The organism is Candidatus Synechococcus spongiarum, assembly GCF_900047545.1.
Taxonomy (GTDB): domain Bacteria; phylum Cyanobacteriota; class Cyanobacteriia; order PCC-6307; family Cyanobiaceae; genus Synechococcus_B; species Synechococcus_B spongiarum_C.
Genome location: NZ_FITM01000078.1, coordinates 1 through 15,545 on the forward strand (window position 1 = coordinate 1; position 15,545 = coordinate 15,545).

The following is a 15,545-nucleotide window of genomic DNA, read 5'->3' on the forward strand; positions in this document are numbered from 1 at the left end:
GCCCCAAGCCAGCACAAGGGCAGGTTTCCCGCCTCCCCTTATCCAGAATTGGGGTTTCCAAGACGGTGCGCAGACCCAGAGCCTTGCCCAGACGGCCCAACCCCCTGCAACACTCTTCTTGAGAACCAGTCTCTATAATTCTCTTTTAATTGAGAATCCCTTGCAATAAATCAGAATTGAGCCTAGGGTTCAGGTCTTGGATGATTCCTCTGGTTGTGACGACTCTCTCCCCTCTGTATCGACCCATGCCGGAAACCCCACGGGGGATTATCCGCATGCCTGCTGGACAAACGGTTCTCCTGGATCCGGTGAGTGCCGGTGAATCCAGGCAGATTGAGGTTCTTGACGGTGTCGGACGCGTGCTCTGTCCCTGCGAGGAAACCCAGGGCATGACCCTGGCGTTCCTGCAGCAGAACGACCGCATCACGACGGACCGTCTTTGCAGCGAAGGAGTGTGTATTGAGGCGCTCACCAGCCTCAGCTTTGTGGTTCACCCGGAAAGCAGTGACAGGGGCGTCTGCACCGTGAACGAGTGGACCTTGCAGTTGTTGCGGATCCGCCATTTCAAGACCGCTGAATTGCGGCTTCAAGCCCTGTTTGGTTTGCTGGTGTCGCGGCTGGGGCGGCGCTGTGGGGATTGGTGTACCCTCTCGTTCCGTCTGAGCCATGAGCGCATTGCCGAGCTCATCGGCACCACCCGGGTGACCACCACCCGCTTGATCAGCAAGGCGCGGCAAGCCCACCTCCTGGAAGTGGACTCGGGTCCTGGAACAAGGGTCTCCCCCCATCTTCTGTCTTTGGTCCAGGAAGCCAGCTAAGGTGACGGTCAAGGCCTTGCTGTTTGACGTCTTCGGCACAGTGGTGGACTGGCGGGAAAGTGTCGCACGCCAAGCCAGGACCCTCATGGAACCGAAGGGCATTACCGCTGACTGGACCGGCTTCGCGGATGCCTGGCGCGGCAAGTATCAGCCAGCCATGGAACAAGTGCGCCGCGGCGGACGAGACTTCGTGCGACTCGATGTGTTGCACCGCGAAGGACTGACGGAGGTGCTGAAGCAGTTCAGGATTACTGGCCTACCGGAACCGGAGGTTGACCACCTCAACCGGGCTTGGCACCGGCTTGATCCCTGGCCAGATGCGGTGCCAGGGTTGGTGCGGCTCAAGAGCCAGTTCATACTTGGCACCATGTCCAACGGGAACGTGGCGTTGCTAGTCAACATGGCCAAGGCCGCAGGGCTGCCGTGGGACGTGATCCTGGGGGCCGAGCCAGCGCAGGCTTACAAGCCAATGGCTCAAGCCTATCTGATAAGCGTGGACTGGTTGGGGTTAACACATGGAGAGGTGATGATGTGCTCGGCCCACAACAGTGATCTCCTCGCTGCCCAGGCCTGCGGTTTGCGCACAGCCTTCATCGCACGACCCACGGAATACGGCCTCCGGCAGGACCGTGATTGCAAGGCTGAGCACACTTTTGACGTGGTCAGTGAAAGCGTGCTGGAGTTGGCCCACCAGCTTGGCTGTTAATCACGACCACAGCGGCAGGCGCCGCCCTTCCATTTGCTGCATTTGGACCGCTTACAGCCCTTTTTGCGCTTGCGGTGGACTGAGACAACGGAATGCATGGGGTCTCGCCGACTGAAGCATTGCACCCAGTTTCGGCAAGCCAGCCACCAGTGGCACCACTAAGCTCACTAGAGCTTGTGATAAATGTTACAAAAACAACGTTGTTTTTGCCACTAAATCATGTTTGATTATGATTGTAGTGACCCCTGATCGGGCAACCTTCCGTGGAGACCGCAGCACCATGACCACAACACCCAGCACCGAAGCTCTGGCCCTGACCAGTCGCTCCGCCCAGCGCCGTCGCCCCGTGCCCCGCACCCTGGCGCCCGATGTTCTGAGCCATCTGCAACTCCACCTGCAGATGGAGTTGCAAGCCAGCTATGACTACTTCCATCTGGCCGTCTGGTTTGCCGAGCGGGACCTGAAAGGCTTTGCCGCATTTGCACGCCAGGAGGCCCTGAGCGAACACCGTCATGCCTGCCTTGTGGCGGATCACCTCATTGATCGCAGCCAACCTGTTGAACTGGCCACCCTGCAACCCAACACGGACAACTGGGACAGCGTGGAAGCCGCCACCCAGTTCATCTTTGATAACGAAGTTGCGGTGACAGCCTCAGCCCAGCAGATTTACTCCATGGCCGAGAGGGCTGGAGACTACATCACCTCCGTTTTCCTGGACGGCATCATCCAGCAGCAGACGGATTCGGAAGCCCAGGCTGCCTATATGATGAGCCGGGTGCGGCTGGCCGGTGAGGACGCTGCAGCGTTGCTGCTGATTGACCAGGAACTGAGCCGTGGCGAGGATGGCCGCCCCCAGTTGGCGAAGGACGGGGGCAGCTAGACGAGGCTGCCGAGGGAGCAGTGCCGCTCATCGCTCTGGGTCAGCACTCTCCTGCAGATGGCCCGAAGCAGGCTCAGTCCCATGGCTTCGCCACTCCCGGCAGGGAGGGACTGGGCAATGTTTTCCACATGCTGGACACGGCAACGTAGGCTGCGCAACTCCCCTTGCAACCTGTGGTTCATGACCTGATGGTTCCGGACTTGCCGGTTTAGAGGGTGTTGGTTGAGGATTTGCCAATCTTGATGCATCATGGCCCAGCGACCTTGCAGAAACTCCATTTCCCAGAGCAGATCAGCAATAACGGTCTTGACGAGCATGATCACTTAAAGCGCGTCGTTTGTACGAATTTTTTTATCTTGGCCGGGTTGCGTCCCCACAGAACGACGAGGGTCACAAGACCGTGTAGCGTTGGTCACCGATTGAGGCAACAACCAACTCAGCGGCTCATGGCCAGCATTCTCTGAATGGGTACCAAAGCCCGTTGACGCAGGTCCTCCGCCAATTCAATGCGGGGCTCCAGGGTCTCCAGGCAGCGCCAGAGTTTGGCCAGGCTATTGCGACGCATATGGGGGCAGGCGTTACAGTTGCACCCATCCAGTCCCGGCACCTCCAGAAAGGTTTTATCGGGCATGGCCCGGCGCATCTGGTGCAGGATGCCGGGCTCTGTCAAGACAATGAACGCCGGGGCAGCGGCGCTGCGGCTATGGCTGAGCAAACGACTGGTGGAGCCAATAAAATCAGCCAGGTCCAAAAGGTTTTCCCGGCACTCTGGATGGGCAATCACCGCAGCTTCCGGATGGGCCTGCTTCAGCGCCAGCACCGCAGCCTCACTGAAGGTTTCATGGACGATGCAGCTTCCAGGCCAAAGCACCATGGGGCGGCCACTTTTCTGCTGTACCCACCGGCCCAGGTTGCGGTCCGGCGCAAAGAGGATGGGCTGGGTTGGCGGTAACTGGCGCACTAGGTCCACGGCGTTGCTGCTGGTGCAAATCAAATCACTCTGGGCCTTGATGGCTGCCGACGTGTTGATGTAGCTCACCACCAGATGGTCGGGATACTGGTCCCGGAACTTGGCAAAGGCTTCAGGTGGGCAACTTTCAGCCAGGGAGCAGCCGGCCTCCAGGTCAGGGAGCAGCACCAGACGTGAGGGGTTGAGGATTTTGGCGGTCTCCGCCATAAAGTGAACCCCGCAAAATACAATCACGTCCGCATCCGTCTCGGCGGCCCGCCGGGAGAGTTCCAGGGAGTCACCAATACAATCGGCAATGTCTTGAATCTTGGGTTCCTGGTAGTAGTGGGCCAGGATGGTGGCCCGCCGCCGCTGCCGAAGTTCCGCAATGGCTGCCGGAAGATCCCTTGGGCTGGGGCCATGGTCCAACTCGGGTTGCGCTTCCAGCGGTGGTGCTGCGGCAAACACAGGAGACAAAGTCAGGCAGGATGCTTAAGCCTAACCAAGTCCTGAATGGGCCGCTGCCCAATGCGGATTGCCATCGCCGGAGATTTACATGGTCTATGGGATGCCGTCGATGACCGCATCCTGGAGCGGCTGGATCCGGATGTGGTGTTGGTGGTGGGTGATCTGGGGGAGGGGGACGACCGCATGAGTCGGATGGTGGCAAGGCTTCCCTATCCGGTGGCTTGCATTCTGGGCAACCATGACGCTGCCCGAGATGCCCATGGCGAGGTGTTGAGCCGCCAGCTGCATCTGCTGGGGGACGTGCATTGCGGCTGGGGTTTGCGGCGGCTGGAGCCTCCTGGACTAGCGGTTGTTGGCGGTCGTCCCGCCAGCTCTGGCGGCGGCTACGTGCTCTCGGCTGCTGTGCGCTCCGTCTGGGGTCCTGTGCCCCTGGAGACTTCCATCGCACGGATCACCGCGGCGGCAGCCACGGTATCGGCCCAGGATCCCCTGGTGCTCCTGGCCCATGTGGGTCCAACGGGGCTGGGGAGCGCCGCCCATGATGTCTGCGGTCGGGACTGGTGCCGCCCCGCACGGGACTGGGGTGATCTGGACCTGGCCGCGGCCATCAACCGGATCCGCCGCCATCGTCCCCTTCCCCTGGTGGTGTTTGGCCACATGCATCATCGTCTCAGGGGGGGCGGTCAGCGTCGTTCCTTCCTGCTGGATCGCCACAACACGGCCTATCTCAACGCCGCCGTAGTGCCCCGCCACCGCCAGGATGAACAGGGCTACCCCCTGCGTCACTTTGCCATGGTGCATCTGCAGGGCAACCAGTTGCTCTGGGCAGCGCAATGCTGGTTTGATGCGGAGGTCACCCTGCGGCGGCAAGAGTGTCTCTATCAAGTCCCAGGCGGGTGATGGCGGGGCCTGGACAGCCAGCAGAGGGATTCCTTCCTTCCCGGCCGTGGACAGGCTTCACCGTCAAGGGAAAATGGTCATTTGCGCTAGTGTCCACAGAGCCCATTGCCTATGGTTGTCCGCGTTGGCAACGTTGCGGTTGCAAGCGAGTTCAACTCATTTTCTGGAGCGTTCGGCAAGTGTTGCGGAGTCTCTTACCCCTGGCTCTGGCCTGTGTTGCCTGGACCATGCCGGCTCTTGCGGCCAGCAAGTGCCGCCATATTAATTTTGAAGTGACCCCTGAGCGCAAGGCTCTCCTGAACACCATTCGTTATGCCGAGGGCACCTGGACGCAGGGAAAAGAGGACGGCTACCGGGTTCAGTATGGAGGCGGTCTTTTTCATGTTCGTGGCCTGTGGCGCCATCCCGACAAGATCATTCACCGCCGGTATTCCTCCGCCGCCGCGGGAGCCTACCAGTTCCTGCCCGCCACATGGCGAATGGTGAAAAAAGACCTCGGGTTACGAGACTTCAGTCCTCAAAACCAAGATAAAGCTGCCCTCTGTTTGATCTACCGCCGTAAGGCGCTGGGGTTAGCTGATCATGGCGTATTTACCAAGGAACTTGCTCACCGATTGGCACCGGAGTGGGCTTCCTTCCCCAAACACTCCGGCCACAGTTACTACGGCCAACCCGTGCGCAGGTTCTACAATCTCCTGCAGTTTTACAACGGAAATCTGGCAAAGGTTCGCCGCGAGAGTCCATCATGGGTTGCCACAAGGCCGCTCGTGCCGCCGCCTGTGCTCCCCCCTTCCCTGGCGGCCGACAACCATTCAACATCCCACTCGACACCCAAACGGTGGATTCCCGCTGCCACCTCCGCGGATTGTGACGGGGAGTTGATGTGTCTCCTGGATCACGTGGCCTACGGCGGGGCGCCCATTGAGCCGGGAAGCCTGGTCTCCCGTTCTTAAGTGGATGGTGGAACATCATGGGATGAGAGCGGCCCGTTGCCAAGGCTGCCAGCCCAGTTGAGTTTGCGGCGCAGGGTTTTGAAATAGGAGGGCTGCTGCCCCAGAACCAGCATCTGGGCATGGCGTTGGGCCCGTTGCAGAATGCACGTCTGCCGAGGATGAAGAGTGGCGGCGTAGGCCCCGTCTTTCCACAGCTTCACCACCCGGCCGGTTTCCCCCAGGGGCCAGATGGCCAGGCGGGCCCGGGGGGGCAGCACCACGGCGCGACTGGAGAGGCTCATGGGACAGATGGGACTCACCACAATGGCGTCAATGGCAGGGTGGACGATGGGTCCACCGGAGGCCAGGGTGTAGCCCGTGGAGCCGGTGGGGGTGCTCACGATCAGTCCGTCCCCTTGTACCTGGTCCACCACTTCCCCATCCACCGCCAACTCCAGGCGACAGGTGGGGGAGCGATCATCCAGACCAGGGCGAAGGTAGAAATCGTTGAGGGCCAGATGGAGGTCCCCAACCGGGCCGTAGTCCAGCCTCCCGTCCCCGTAATCCACAGCCGCCTCCAGCAGCATGGGCCGGGTGACGGCGTAACGATCATCGCGGATGCGCTGCCAGACGCTGTCTTCCCCGACCCCCGACCCCTGGTGGAGCAGGCTGGGGGCATGGGTGAGGAAGCCCAGGTGGCCACCCACGTTGAAGGCCAGCAGCGGGACTTCATAGGAGGCCAGGTGACGGGCCGCGCTGAGCACGGTGCCGTCCCCCCCCAGCACCACCGTCAAATCCGGCAAACCCGTGGCCAACAAATCTGGGAAGGGGTTGCAGTTGAGCCCGCTGCGGGCAATATGGCAGACAGCGCCAAAACCACCGAGTTGTTCAGCACAGAGGTGGGCCCAACGGTCCGCCAGGGGCGTCCCGTCGCGGCAGATCAGCCAGACAGAGGTCAGCTTCACGGCAACTCAAGCTAGAGGACAGGGCGACGGTTGGCCGGGACCAGAGGGTGGGTCAGCGCGGAGGAGCCACCTGAGTTGCTCCGAAGGGGTTCCGTGGTACCGCCCATGGCCACTCACTTGGGCCAGAGGCCGGCATCCTGGAGGGCAGCCTGAATCTGTTTGAGATCCTCTGAACTCATGTTGGCTTTCTTGGACTTCAGGAAAATCAAGAGTGCAAGAAGACGCTCGTGGTCACAGTAGTAGATGACACGGGCACCACCACGTTTGCCACAGCCTTGGGCCTGAACCCGCATTTTGAAGACGGGACGGCAATTAACTCCTTTCAGAAGGGGATCCTTGCCTGGACCCTGTTTACGTCGCAACTCCAGCTCTTTTTCAACCTTTTGACGCAAATCTCGATCCTTCTTGAGAAGTGATTGGAGATGTCTCTCAAACTCACTGGAATGCTCCCGTCGCCGCTCTATCACCACAGGCAGTCCAACTAGTCAAACCGTTGATCAGGCAATGCCGTGGGCAGCCAACTGCTCCATGATGGTGGCTGTGACCTCAGGGCTGGCAGATAGGGCAGCAGTCTCACCCACATCTTCTAACTCACAAATCAGGGTGTCCAACTGGTCCATGACCACGCCATTGAGGGGCGACCACCTTAAGAGCTTTAGGCGGGTCAACTGCCGGTAAGAGTCATCAAGCTTCCGCACCTGATCTCCGCAGTGTTTGGCAATCGTCTTCAGAAGAGCCAGCCCCTCGTCACCGTCAAACGTTTCCTGGTTCATGCACCGGGCCAACTGTTGCGTCTGGTGTCTGGCGGCTATCCCGGCAAGGAACAGAAGGAACAGTTGGAAGCTGACAAAAAGCACCAGAAACACTAGGACAACAGATTTTAGCCCGCGCTGCGCGAGCTTCCAACGCTTCCGACGCTTCCGACGCTTGACAAAAGATTTTAGCTCGCGCTGCGCGAGCGTCCAACGCTTCCGCCACGTGACAAAGCTGCTCAGCCGTCTGGGCACAGCTTCCATCACGTAGCCGCCCAACGCCCTAATGGCCTCATCAAAAGACCCAGTGCCAAGAGTCGCTTCTGCTGTGGTCATTGCTGCAAGGGAGGGCCGATTCCAAGGATAGATGGCAAAGACTGTGAACGACAAGGTGGTGTTACCACCGCAGCAGGTTGAATTGCTCCATGTCCACGGTGTCGCGGTTGCGGTAGAGGGAGAGCAAAATCGCCAGCCCCACGGCGGCCTCGGCAGCGGCCACGGTGATGATAAATACGGCAAATACTTGGCCCCGCACCTGGTCCCCGTCCAGATAACTGGAGAAGGCCATCATGTTCAGGTTGACGGCGTTGAGCATGAGTTCAATGCTCATCAGCACCCGCACCGCATTGCGGCTGTTGATGAGCCCCCAGACACCGATGCAGAAGAGTATGGCGGCCACCACTAGGTAAGCCTGAAGGGGAATATCGGTGATGGGCATCATGGGGAAGGCGCTGATGGAGAGGAGGCGTCCTGGCTGGGGAGAAGGGGTGAGCGCTGTCGTTCCAGAAGGGCCTGGTCCGCGGGCGCGCCAGTGACCACGTCACGGGCCAGCACATCACGGCGTGCCAGCACAATGGCGCCAATCATGGCCATTAACAACAACACCGAGGCCACTTCGAAGGGGAGCAGGTAATCCGTGAAGAAATGCTCGCCAATGCGGATGATGGCGGCTTCACCGATGGATGGGGGACCAGGGAGGGCCCAAGGGGTGGTGAGGGCCACCTGGACAAGGAGGGCCAGCAGTCCCAGACAGACCCCCACCGACAGCAGCCGACGCAGCAGCAGCACCCGCATGGGTCGCAGGGGCTGACGCTTGTTCACCAGCATGATGGCAAAGAGGATTAACACGTTGACGGCTCCCACGTACACCAACACCTGAGCGGCGGCTACGAAGCTGGCATTCAGCAGCAGGTAGAGCCCTGCCATGGACAGCAGCACACCACCCAGGAGAAAGGCGGAATAGACCACGTTGGGCAGCAGTACAACCCCCAAAGCTCCCAACAGCAGGGCGCCGGAGAGCAGCAGGAAGCAAATGAGCTGGGTGGAGAGCGCAAGGCTCATGCCGTCTGGTTTGGATTCTTCCCCAGAGTAGTGCCCCGAGCATGGTGTTCTTTGGTGTGGGTCAACACCAGATCCACCACGTGCCGCAGGGCCTCCTGGTGACCGTCGCCTTCCTGGCGGCTGCGGTGGTAACGGTCCAGTTGGCGATCTGCGCAGGTGCCGTCCCGGGCAATGGTGACGAGGGCGTGGTCCAACTCCGCCTCGCAATCCAGGACCTGGGCGTCCTCCGCCAAGTGCTCCCGGAGTTCTTCCAAGGTGTGGGGACGCCCCATCCTGCCCCCGTCACCACTGCGGTGATCGAAGAGGGGGAACACGCCATGACGCTGTGTAATCCAACGTTCCTCCTCAATCAGTTCAGTGAGCGGTTCCGTCGGCAGCGTGCCCATGTGTGCCTGGCGCAGTAGCCAACGGATCAGGCAGGCATAGAGCGCCACAATGGCCACCCCGTCCTCAATGCGGGTGCAGACGTCACAGATGCGCAGTTCGATGGTGGGAAAGAAGTGGGACGGTCGGATATCCCACCACAGCTCGCTGCCATCTCGAAGGAAGCCTATCCGCCGGTATTCAGTCATCAGACGATCGTAGTCCGCCTGGGAATACAGCGGGCCGGGTATCCCGGTGCGGGGCAGGGCGCTCAGCAGGTTTAACCGGTAGGACTTGAATCCCGTCTCCCGGCCGCTGCTGAACGGCGACGAGCTGGACAAGGCGTGGAGCAGGGGTAGGTAGCGGCGCAGAGCGGTCATCACCAGGATGCGGGTCTCCGGATCCCCGAACCCGGCATGGACGTGCATGCCGTTGATCACGAAATGCCGGACCGCGTCCTGGAAGCTGGCGAGAAAGCGCTGGTAGCGCTCACTGGGCGTTATCCTCTGCACCTGCCATGCCGCAAAGGGGTGGGTGGATGAGGCCATGACCGAGGCCCCGTGCCGTGCCGCCGCATCCGCGACGATTCCGCGGGTCTCCTGCAAGGCCGTGCGCACCTCCGCCACCGAGTGGCAGACCCGGGTGTTGGTTTCAATCTGGCAGCGGAAAAACTCCCGCACCACCTTGTGGGGACCGTAGGTGTTTCCGCAGGCCTCAAAAATCCCCACGTCGGGATCAACCAACAGATCTCCGGATTGGGGATCCACAAGAAACAACTCTTCCTCCACCCCCAGGGTGATAGGGAACTGATCGCTGCTGTCCGTCATGGTGGGCTTCCCTTCAACAAACCAATAGAACCCGCTAAGCTGCACTCTATAGAAACGATTCAGAAGTAACAGATTTGGGAGCGTTAAGAATTGGTGTGGTGGGCGCCGGCACCAGTGGCCTGACCCTGGCCGTCCTGCTGCAACGCCAGGGTCATGACGTGACCCTGTTCGAGCGGGCAGCGCAGCCCCGCACCCAGGGGTGCGGCATCCTGCTGATGAGTCGCGGGCTGGTGGCCCTGGATCAAGCCGGGCTCGGCGGGATCGTGGACGAGCTGGTGGCAGCCGCCCAGCCCGTGCGGCGGTTCTGCTTCCGCAACCTGCGCGGTGACCCCATCAGCAGCGAGCCGGCCAACGAAAACCCATCCCGGCGCCCGTCCCTGCTGATCCGCCGCTCCCTGATTCTCAACCGGCTCTGGTCAGCGTTTGACGCCACCGCCTTTTGGGGTGGCGCCGCCCTGGAGACCGTCGATGTGCAGCAGCCGTTGGCCGGTTCAGGTGGTGGCCCCCGGATTACGGCCACCTTCAGCGATGGGTGCCGCTGGTGTGGTGACCTGCTGGTTGGCGCCGACGGCATCCATTCCACCCTGGCTGCCGTGGTGGCGCCGGAACGCCGTTACCACTACCTGGGGGATCGGGTGTGGCGGGGGCTGGTGCAGGACGACCAATTCTGTTGCCAGGGAGATTTCATCGTCTATGCCCGTGGCCGCGGGATCTATGCCAATATCCTTGATCTGGGCCACGACGAGCAAGGCAAGGCCTGGACCCACTGGGGCTTCTTTTGCGAAGAGGTCTATCCCGCAACGGCTGTCTTGCGCCGGCAGCGGTTGGCCGAGCCGCCGCCGCCCGCTGAGGTGGGCAAGCTGCCAACCGACGTGCAGGCCCTTTTTGCCGCTACACCCGCCACTGCACTGGTGTGCAACTACTCCTTTGATATTGACTGCCTGCCGCGCCTGACATTGGGTCCACTGGCGTTGATTGGTGACGCCGCCCATGCCATGAGTTCCTCCCAGGCGCGGGGCATGTGTACCGGCCTGGAAGATGCCGGTGTATTGGCCGCAAGCATCGCGGCCCATCCCGGTGATCCCCTTGCCGCCCTGGCGGCCTACGACAGAGAACGGCGTCCCATTGTTCACGACTCCCAGCAGAGGAGCCGCCAGATCAGCGAACGCACAGGACGTCGCCGTTCGATTGCACAGCCAGCAGTCGGTCCAGCTTGGACTCCAGATAGCGGTGGAAGGGGGCAGCGGACAGGGGACGGCCGGTAACCTGTTGCACCAGTTGCTCGCCATTCACCCAGCGCCCCAGCGGGTGAACATGGCGGCGGAGCCAGCCCAGGAGTCGGCGCTCCTCACCCGCAGCCACATGACCCTCGATGGGGCCGATTTCGGCCTCCATGGCCTCCGCCAACTGGGCGGAGATCAGGTGACCCAGGGCATAACTGGGGAAGTAACCAAACAGGCCTTCGCTCCAATGCACGTCCTGCAGACAACCCTCCCCCACGTGGGCGGGGGTCATGTCCAGATAGCGGGCCGTCTGGGCACACCAGCGCTCCGGCAGTTCGGCCACGGGCAGGTGGCGCTCCAGCAGGTCGGTCTCCAGTTCATAGCGCAGCAGCACGTGGAGGCAATAGCTCAATTCACCGGCTTCCACGCGAATCAAGCCGGAGTCCAGGGGATTCATGGCCAGCCAGAGACCGTTCGCGTCCCCCCAGGGGGTGGCGCCAACCGCTTCCGCGAAGCGGGGTGACCACACTTGACTGAAGGCCCGCCCCCGCGCCACGCGATTTTCCCAGAACAGGGACTGGCTCTCATGGACCCCCATGGACGTGGGGGCCGCCAGGGGCAAGCCGAACCAGGGGCTCTCCCGCCCCGGCAGACCCTGGTCGTAGAGGCTATGGCCCCACTCATGGGCAGTGGCCAGAAACGCGCTGAGGGGTTGGTAGGTCAGGATGCGGCTGGTGATGCGGAAATCCTCGGGACCCAGGTCAGTGGAGAAGGGATGGGGGGAACTGGCCAGCACACAGCGCTGCTCGTCAAAACCCCAGGATGTCAACAACTGCTCACAGAGGGAGCGCTGCGTCGCCTGGCCCAGAGTCCACGGGGGCGCTGGCGGGCGCGATGTACTGCGGACCCGTTCCACCAGTTCCGGCAGCCGTTGGCGCAGGGGGGCAAACAACTGCTCCAGCCGTTGATGACTGATGTCCGGCTCAAAGGGTTGAGCCAGGGTTTCCCAGGGGGAGCGGGGCTCCGCCAACTGGCGCACCTGCTCCAGCCGCAGCCGGATCAACACCTCCAACGCCGGTGCAAAGGCGGGAAAATCCTGATTGCGCTTGGCCTCTTGCCAAAGGCTGTACCCCCGGGTCTGGGCTGCCGCCAGGGCATTGACCAGATCAGGGTCCAGGCGACGCTGGCGCTCCCGCTGCTGCCGCATCAAGGCCAGGTTCCGCCGCCAGGCCGCCTGGTGGTCAGGGGGAAGTTGGCAGAGGCCGGCCTCTGCAGCCGCCAGCAAGTCCCCATAGTGGTTGCTGGTTTGACGGCGATGGAGTTGTTGAGCTACCCAGGCAAGCTGCTCCCCACGCCAGGCGGAACCGGCTGGGGGCATGGCCGTATTCTGGTCCCAATACAGGCAACTGCTGATGCTGGCCAGCACGTGGGTTTCCCGCTGGTGTTGACGGAGTTGATCAAAGGCTGCTGTGGACAAGAGCAATGGCCGACAATGATGGATCTTGTCTAGCTGAGTGCTGGCTGTGGCAACAGTGAATTGAGAGGAGTGCAGCTCAAGCGGTTGCCTGCCCCTTAGCGTCTTTTTTATTGTTCCCCCGGCGCCTGCCGTGAGCCCCCTCACCCAACCCCTGGCTCGCTTGATCCAACAGTTTGAGCGCTTGCCGGGGATTGGTCCCCGCACCGCCCAACGCCTCTCCCTGTACCTGCTGCGCCAGCCCCAGGAGCAGCTTGAGGCCTTTGCCGAGGCCCTGCTGACGGCCAGGCGCTGTGTGGGCCAGTGTGAACAGTGTTTCCACCTGGCGACGGCCCCGCTCTGCGACATCTGCCGAGATCAGCGCCGCCGCCAGAATCAGATTTGTGTGGTGGCGGAGTCCAAGGATTTGCTGGCCCTGGAGCGCAGTGGGGAGTTTCACGGGGTCTATCACGTGTTGGGTGGGGTCATCTCCCCCATGGACGGTGTGACGCCGGACGTGCTCACGGTGCAGGCCCTTATCCAGCGCATCAGCCGGAACCCGATTGAGGAAGTGATCCTGGCCCTCACCCCCAGCGTGGAGGGGGACACCACCAGCCTGTACCTGGCCGGTCTCATCCAACCCTTCTGCCCCGTCACCCGCATCGCCTACGGCCTGCCCATGGGGAGTGAACTGGAATTTGCCGACGCGGTGACCCTGGCCCGGGCTCTGGAAGGCCGCCAGAGGATGGGCTGACTACTGGTTCCCTGACTGCAACCCCGCTTGCCCATCAATCGCTGGCCAGCAGGCTGCGTTTGGAAATCACCTGCAGACAGGTGCCTTGGTGCTCCACCACGAACACCTCCTCATCCACCTGCAAGGGGATGGTGGGGTCACTGTTCAACGCAGCCCAGCTTTGACCCCGCCAGCGCACGCGCCACCGCTCCGGCTGGGGCTCGGCCGAGAGCACCACGGCTGTGCCCAGGCCGTGGTCTGTGTTCCCACCGCCTGGTTGGGGTTTGCGGCCGATGCGCAATGCGGCGAACAACAGCAGTCCCAGCACCACAAACAGGACGAACTGGGCCACCAGAGCCGTGGATGGCACAAAACCCGTCAGCACAGCCAGGGCAAGGGCCGCCAACAGGGCCTCCAGGAGACCGTCCAGATCCACACCCGCCATGGTGAGCAGGAGGAGAACCAGCACCAGACCAAGCCAGATCACCATGGCGGATCGGCGAGCAACATCACGAGAAACATGGCAAGAACCATAGGCTTAGCCTGACACCATCACAGCCGCTGGTCGCCATGAACCCCCTGGCTTTTGCGCCCCTGCTCCTAGTCGTCCTGCTGGGCTTGCGCAGTCTCCGCATCACCCAGCAGGGCAACTCCGTCCTGGTTGAGCGTCTGGGCACCTTCAGTCGCACCCTCACACCGGGCATCAACGTTGTCGTGCCGTTCCTGGAGAAGGAGGTGTCCAGGCAGTCCCTCAAGGAGCGGGTGCTGGACGTGCCGCCTCAACCCTGCATTACCAAGGACAACGTGGCCATCTCCGTGGATGCGGTGATCTACTGGCAACTGGTTGACCACTTCAAGAGCTATTACGCCGTCCTGAGCATGGAAACCGCGCTGGTGAACCTGGTGCTCACCCAGATCCGCTCCGAGGTGGGCCTCATGGACCTAGATCAGACGTTCAGTGCCCGCCAAGCCATCAACGACCGCCTGTTGCAGGAACTGGATGCGGCAACAGATCCCTGGGGCATCAAGGTGACCCGGGTGGAACTGCGGGAGCTTCTTCCCTCCCCCGGCGTGACGGCGGCCATGGAAAAACAAATGACGGCGGAGCGTCGCAAACGGGCCACCATCCTGGATTCCGAAGGGGAGCAGGAAGCCGCCATCAACGTGGCCCGTGGTCGGGCCGAGGCGCTGGTGCTGGAGAAGGAGGCGGAGAGCAGGGCCGTGGTGATCAGTGCGGAGGCCACGGCTCAGCAGCAAAAGCTGTTGGCCGAAGCCCGTGGGCAGGCCGCCACCACCTTGGCAGAGGTCCTGGAGAAGCACCCCACGGCGGCCGAAGCCCTACGGCTCCTGTTGGCCAAAGACTGGATGACCATGGGGGAGCAACTGGCCCAGGCCAAGGCCGGCAGCGTGCTGATGGTGGATCCCCAGAGCCCTGCCTCCCTGCTGGCGGCGCTGAAGGACCTGCAGCAGGCATCCTAGTAGGGGGGTCCTTGAGGGGAGAACAGTTGAGGGAGCAAGGGAAGCCCACGCTTGACAGGCTCGTCGCTGTGGTTGCCGCAGTCTGTATCTTATGCAATAACTCTGCCGCCATGGTCACCTCCTGGACGTTGACGCCAGTGGTGGACACTGCATGGATCAAGTCCAATTCTTGATCCACGCCAACGTGGGCCTTCATGCCGAAGAACTACTGGTTCCCCTTACAGGTCTGATGCATGTCCCGATCCCTCTCCCTCTTGCGATTCCTGGTGGAGGTGGGAGCGTGGATAATGCTGGCATCTACTACCGTGCCCTCTCTCATCATCAGACCTTGCTCTCGCAAGTGCTCTCTTACCGCAGCGAAGATCTTCTCTGCCAGCTGCGATCAATGAAATTGATGAGGAAGAGCGGGTCTGGGGAGATGCAGATGCCGGGGGGTAGCAGGGGGAAGTTCGTTAGGCGACCCTTATTATAAGAAGTGTTTATCAAAGCAGTCAGCCCATCTTTATGTTGTGAGTTTAAGATCAGCCCCTGCCTGAATGAGAGCCTTGACAATTTCTAGTTGATTTTCACTAGAAGCAACCATCAAAGCAGTCTTCCCATATTTATCTTGTGAGTTAAGATCAGTCCCTGCCTGAATGAGAGCCTTGACAATTTCTAGGTAGCCGTTCCTAGAAGCACCTATCAAAGCAGTCCGCCCATATTTATCTTGTGAGTTAAGATCAGCCCCTGCCTGAATGAGAGCCTCAACAGTTTCTA

19 protein-coding genes are annotated in these 15,545 nt (G+C 61.4%); 8 read left to right on the forward strand and 11 right to left on the reverse strand.

From position 1 onward, the window contains the following. Nucleotides 1-275 precede the first annotated feature (275 nt). From FLM9_RS03010 to FLM9_RS03020, 3 genes are all read left to right on the forward strand, one after another. Entirely contained in the window at nucleotides 276-818 is a 543-nt protein-coding gene (locus FLM9_RS03010; RefSeq protein ID WP_257242979.1) for a helix-turn-helix domain-containing protein, read from the forward strand. 16 nt (nucleotides 819-834) lie between these two features. After that, entirely contained in the window at nucleotides 835-1,524 is a 690-nt protein-coding gene (locus tag FLM9_RS03015) for a haloacid dehalogenase type II (protein WP_218969727.1), read from the forward strand. A 280-nt stretch (nucleotides 1,525-1,804) separates the two neighbouring features. Next, nucleotides 1,805-2,404 (forward strand): ferritin, encoded by a 600-nt coding sequence (locus FLM9_RS03020; RefSeq protein ID WP_074457211.1) that lies wholly within the window; start codon nucleotides 1,805-1,807, stop codon nucleotides 2,402-2,404. Here FLM9_RS03020 and FLM9_RS03025 read toward each other — a convergent pair. Continuing rightward, nucleotides 2,401-2,721 (reverse strand): hypothetical protein, encoded by a 321-nt coding sequence (locus FLM9_RS03025; RefSeq protein ID WP_074457199.1) that lies wholly within the window; start codon nucleotides 2,719-2,721, stop codon nucleotides 2,401-2,403. The genes FLM9_RS03020 and FLM9_RS03025 overlap by 4 nt on opposite strands. Before the next feature lie 119 nt (nucleotides 2,722-2,840). Next, nucleotides 2,841-3,821, reverse strand: coding sequence for a quinolinate synthase NadA (gene nadA / locus FLM9_RS03030; protein ID WP_438801327.1), 981 nt, complete (start codon nucleotides 3,819-3,821; stop codon nucleotides 2,841-2,843). Nucleotides 3,822-3,881: 60 nt separating this feature from the next. Between nadA and FLM9_RS03035 the strand changes: the two genes are divergently transcribed. Beyond that, on the forward strand, nucleotides 3,882-4,721 hold the full coding sequence (locus FLM9_RS03035; protein ID WP_074457200.1) for a TIGR04168 family protein: 840 nt from the start codon (nucleotides 3,882-3,884) through the stop codon (nucleotides 4,719-4,721). A gap of 227 nt (nucleotides 4,722-4,948) precedes the next feature. Beyond that, nucleotides 4,949-5,674, forward strand: a complete 726-nt coding sequence (locus tag FLM9_RS03040; protein ID WP_143324571.1) for a glycoside hydrolase family 24 protein — start codon at nucleotides 4,949-4,951, stop codon at nucleotides 5,672-5,674. On the opposite strand, the gene FLM9_RS03045 is transcribed toward FLM9_RS03040, so the two are convergent. The 6 genes from FLM9_RS03045 to FLM9_RS03070 form a co-directional block, all read right to left on the reverse strand. Next, a complete protein-coding gene (locus tag FLM9_RS03045) occupies nucleotides 5,671-6,618 on the reverse strand; it encodes an NAD(+) kinase (RefSeq protein ID WP_074457202.1) in 948 nt (315 codons plus the stop codon). The genes FLM9_RS03040 and FLM9_RS03045 overlap by 4 nt on opposite strands. 113 nt (nucleotides 6,619-6,731) lie before the next feature. Then, complete coding sequence (locus FLM9_RS07950; RefSeq protein ID WP_143324572.1) at nucleotides 6,732-7,085, reverse strand: type II toxin-antitoxin system RelE/ParE family toxin; 354 nt, start codon at nucleotides 7,083-7,085, stop codon at nucleotides 6,732-6,734. A 30-nt stretch (nucleotides 7,086-7,115) separates the two neighbouring features. Further along, complete coding sequence (locus FLM9_RS03055; RefSeq protein WP_143324573.1) at nucleotides 7,116-7,760, reverse strand: hypothetical protein; 645 nt, start codon at nucleotides 7,758-7,760, stop codon at nucleotides 7,116-7,118. Between the two features lie 7 nt (nucleotides 7,761-7,767). Further along, nucleotides 7,768-8,088 (reverse strand): NADH-quinone oxidoreductase subunit NuoK, encoded by a 321-nt coding sequence (nuoK, locus tag FLM9_RS03060; RefSeq protein ID WP_102135462.1) that lies wholly within the window; start codon nucleotides 8,086-8,088, stop codon nucleotides 7,768-7,770. After that, nucleotides 8,088-8,711, reverse strand: a complete 624-nt coding sequence (locus FLM9_RS03065; protein ID WP_074457205.1) for an NADH-quinone oxidoreductase subunit J — start codon at nucleotides 8,709-8,711, stop codon at nucleotides 8,088-8,090. Before FLM9_RS03065 ends, nuoK begins: the two co-directional genes overlap by 1 nt. Continuing rightward, on the reverse strand, nucleotides 8,708-9,901 hold the full coding sequence (locus FLM9_RS03070) for a carboxylate-amine ligase (RefSeq protein ID WP_074457214.1): 1,194 nt from the start codon (nucleotides 9,899-9,901) through the stop codon (nucleotides 8,708-8,710). The genes FLM9_RS03065 and FLM9_RS03070 overlap by 4 nt, the downstream gene beginning before the upstream one ends. 98 nt (nucleotides 9,902-9,999) lie before the next feature. Here FLM9_RS03070 and FLM9_RS03075 point away from each other — a divergent pair, with 98 nt between their 5' ends. Further along, nucleotides 10,000-11,166 (forward strand): FAD-dependent oxidoreductase, encoded by a 1,167-nt coding sequence (locus tag FLM9_RS03075; protein WP_218969728.1) that lies wholly within the window; start codon nucleotides 10,000-10,002, stop codon nucleotides 11,164-11,166. Here the strand turns inward: FLM9_RS03075 and FLM9_RS03080 are convergent. Continuing rightward, the gene (locus tag FLM9_RS03080) at nucleotides 11,060-12,601 is read right to left on the reverse strand and encodes a carboxypeptidase M32 (RefSeq protein WP_306806777.1); all 1,542 of its coding nucleotides are present in this window, start codon (nucleotides 12,599-12,601) and stop codon (nucleotides 11,060-11,062) included. The two genes, FLM9_RS03075 and FLM9_RS03080, sit on opposite strands and share 107 nt — an antisense overlap. A 151-nt stretch (nucleotides 12,602-12,752) precedes the next feature. On the opposite strand from FLM9_RS03080, the gene recR reads away from it, so the two are divergent. Further along, nucleotides 12,753-13,331 carry a recombination mediator RecR gene (gene recR / locus FLM9_RS03085; RefSeq protein WP_074457215.1) on the forward strand — a complete coding sequence of 193 codons (579 nt, stop codon included), beginning with the start codon at nucleotides 12,753-12,755 and terminating at the stop codon, nucleotides 13,329-13,331. Between the two features lie 34 nt (nucleotides 13,332-13,365). Here the strand turns inward: recR and FLM9_RS03090 are convergent, their stop codons facing one another. Further along, a complete protein-coding gene (locus FLM9_RS03090; RefSeq protein ID WP_074457208.1) occupies nucleotides 13,366-13,800 on the reverse strand; it encodes an NfeD family protein in 435 nt (144 codons plus the stop codon). Nucleotides 13,801-13,880: 80 nt separating this feature from the next. On the opposite strand from FLM9_RS03090, the gene FLM9_RS03095 reads away from it, so the two are divergent. Continuing rightward, on the forward strand, nucleotides 13,881-14,789 hold the full coding sequence (locus FLM9_RS03095; protein WP_074457209.1) for an SPFH domain-containing protein: 909 nt from the start codon (nucleotides 13,881-13,883) through the stop codon (nucleotides 14,787-14,789). 502 nt (nucleotides 14,790-15,291) lie between these two features. Here the strand turns inward: FLM9_RS03095 and FLM9_RS03105 are convergent. After that, the coding region (locus FLM9_RS03105; protein WP_143324574.1) for an ankyrin repeat domain-containing protein at nucleotides 15,292-15,545 on the reverse strand (254 nt) is incomplete at its 5' end.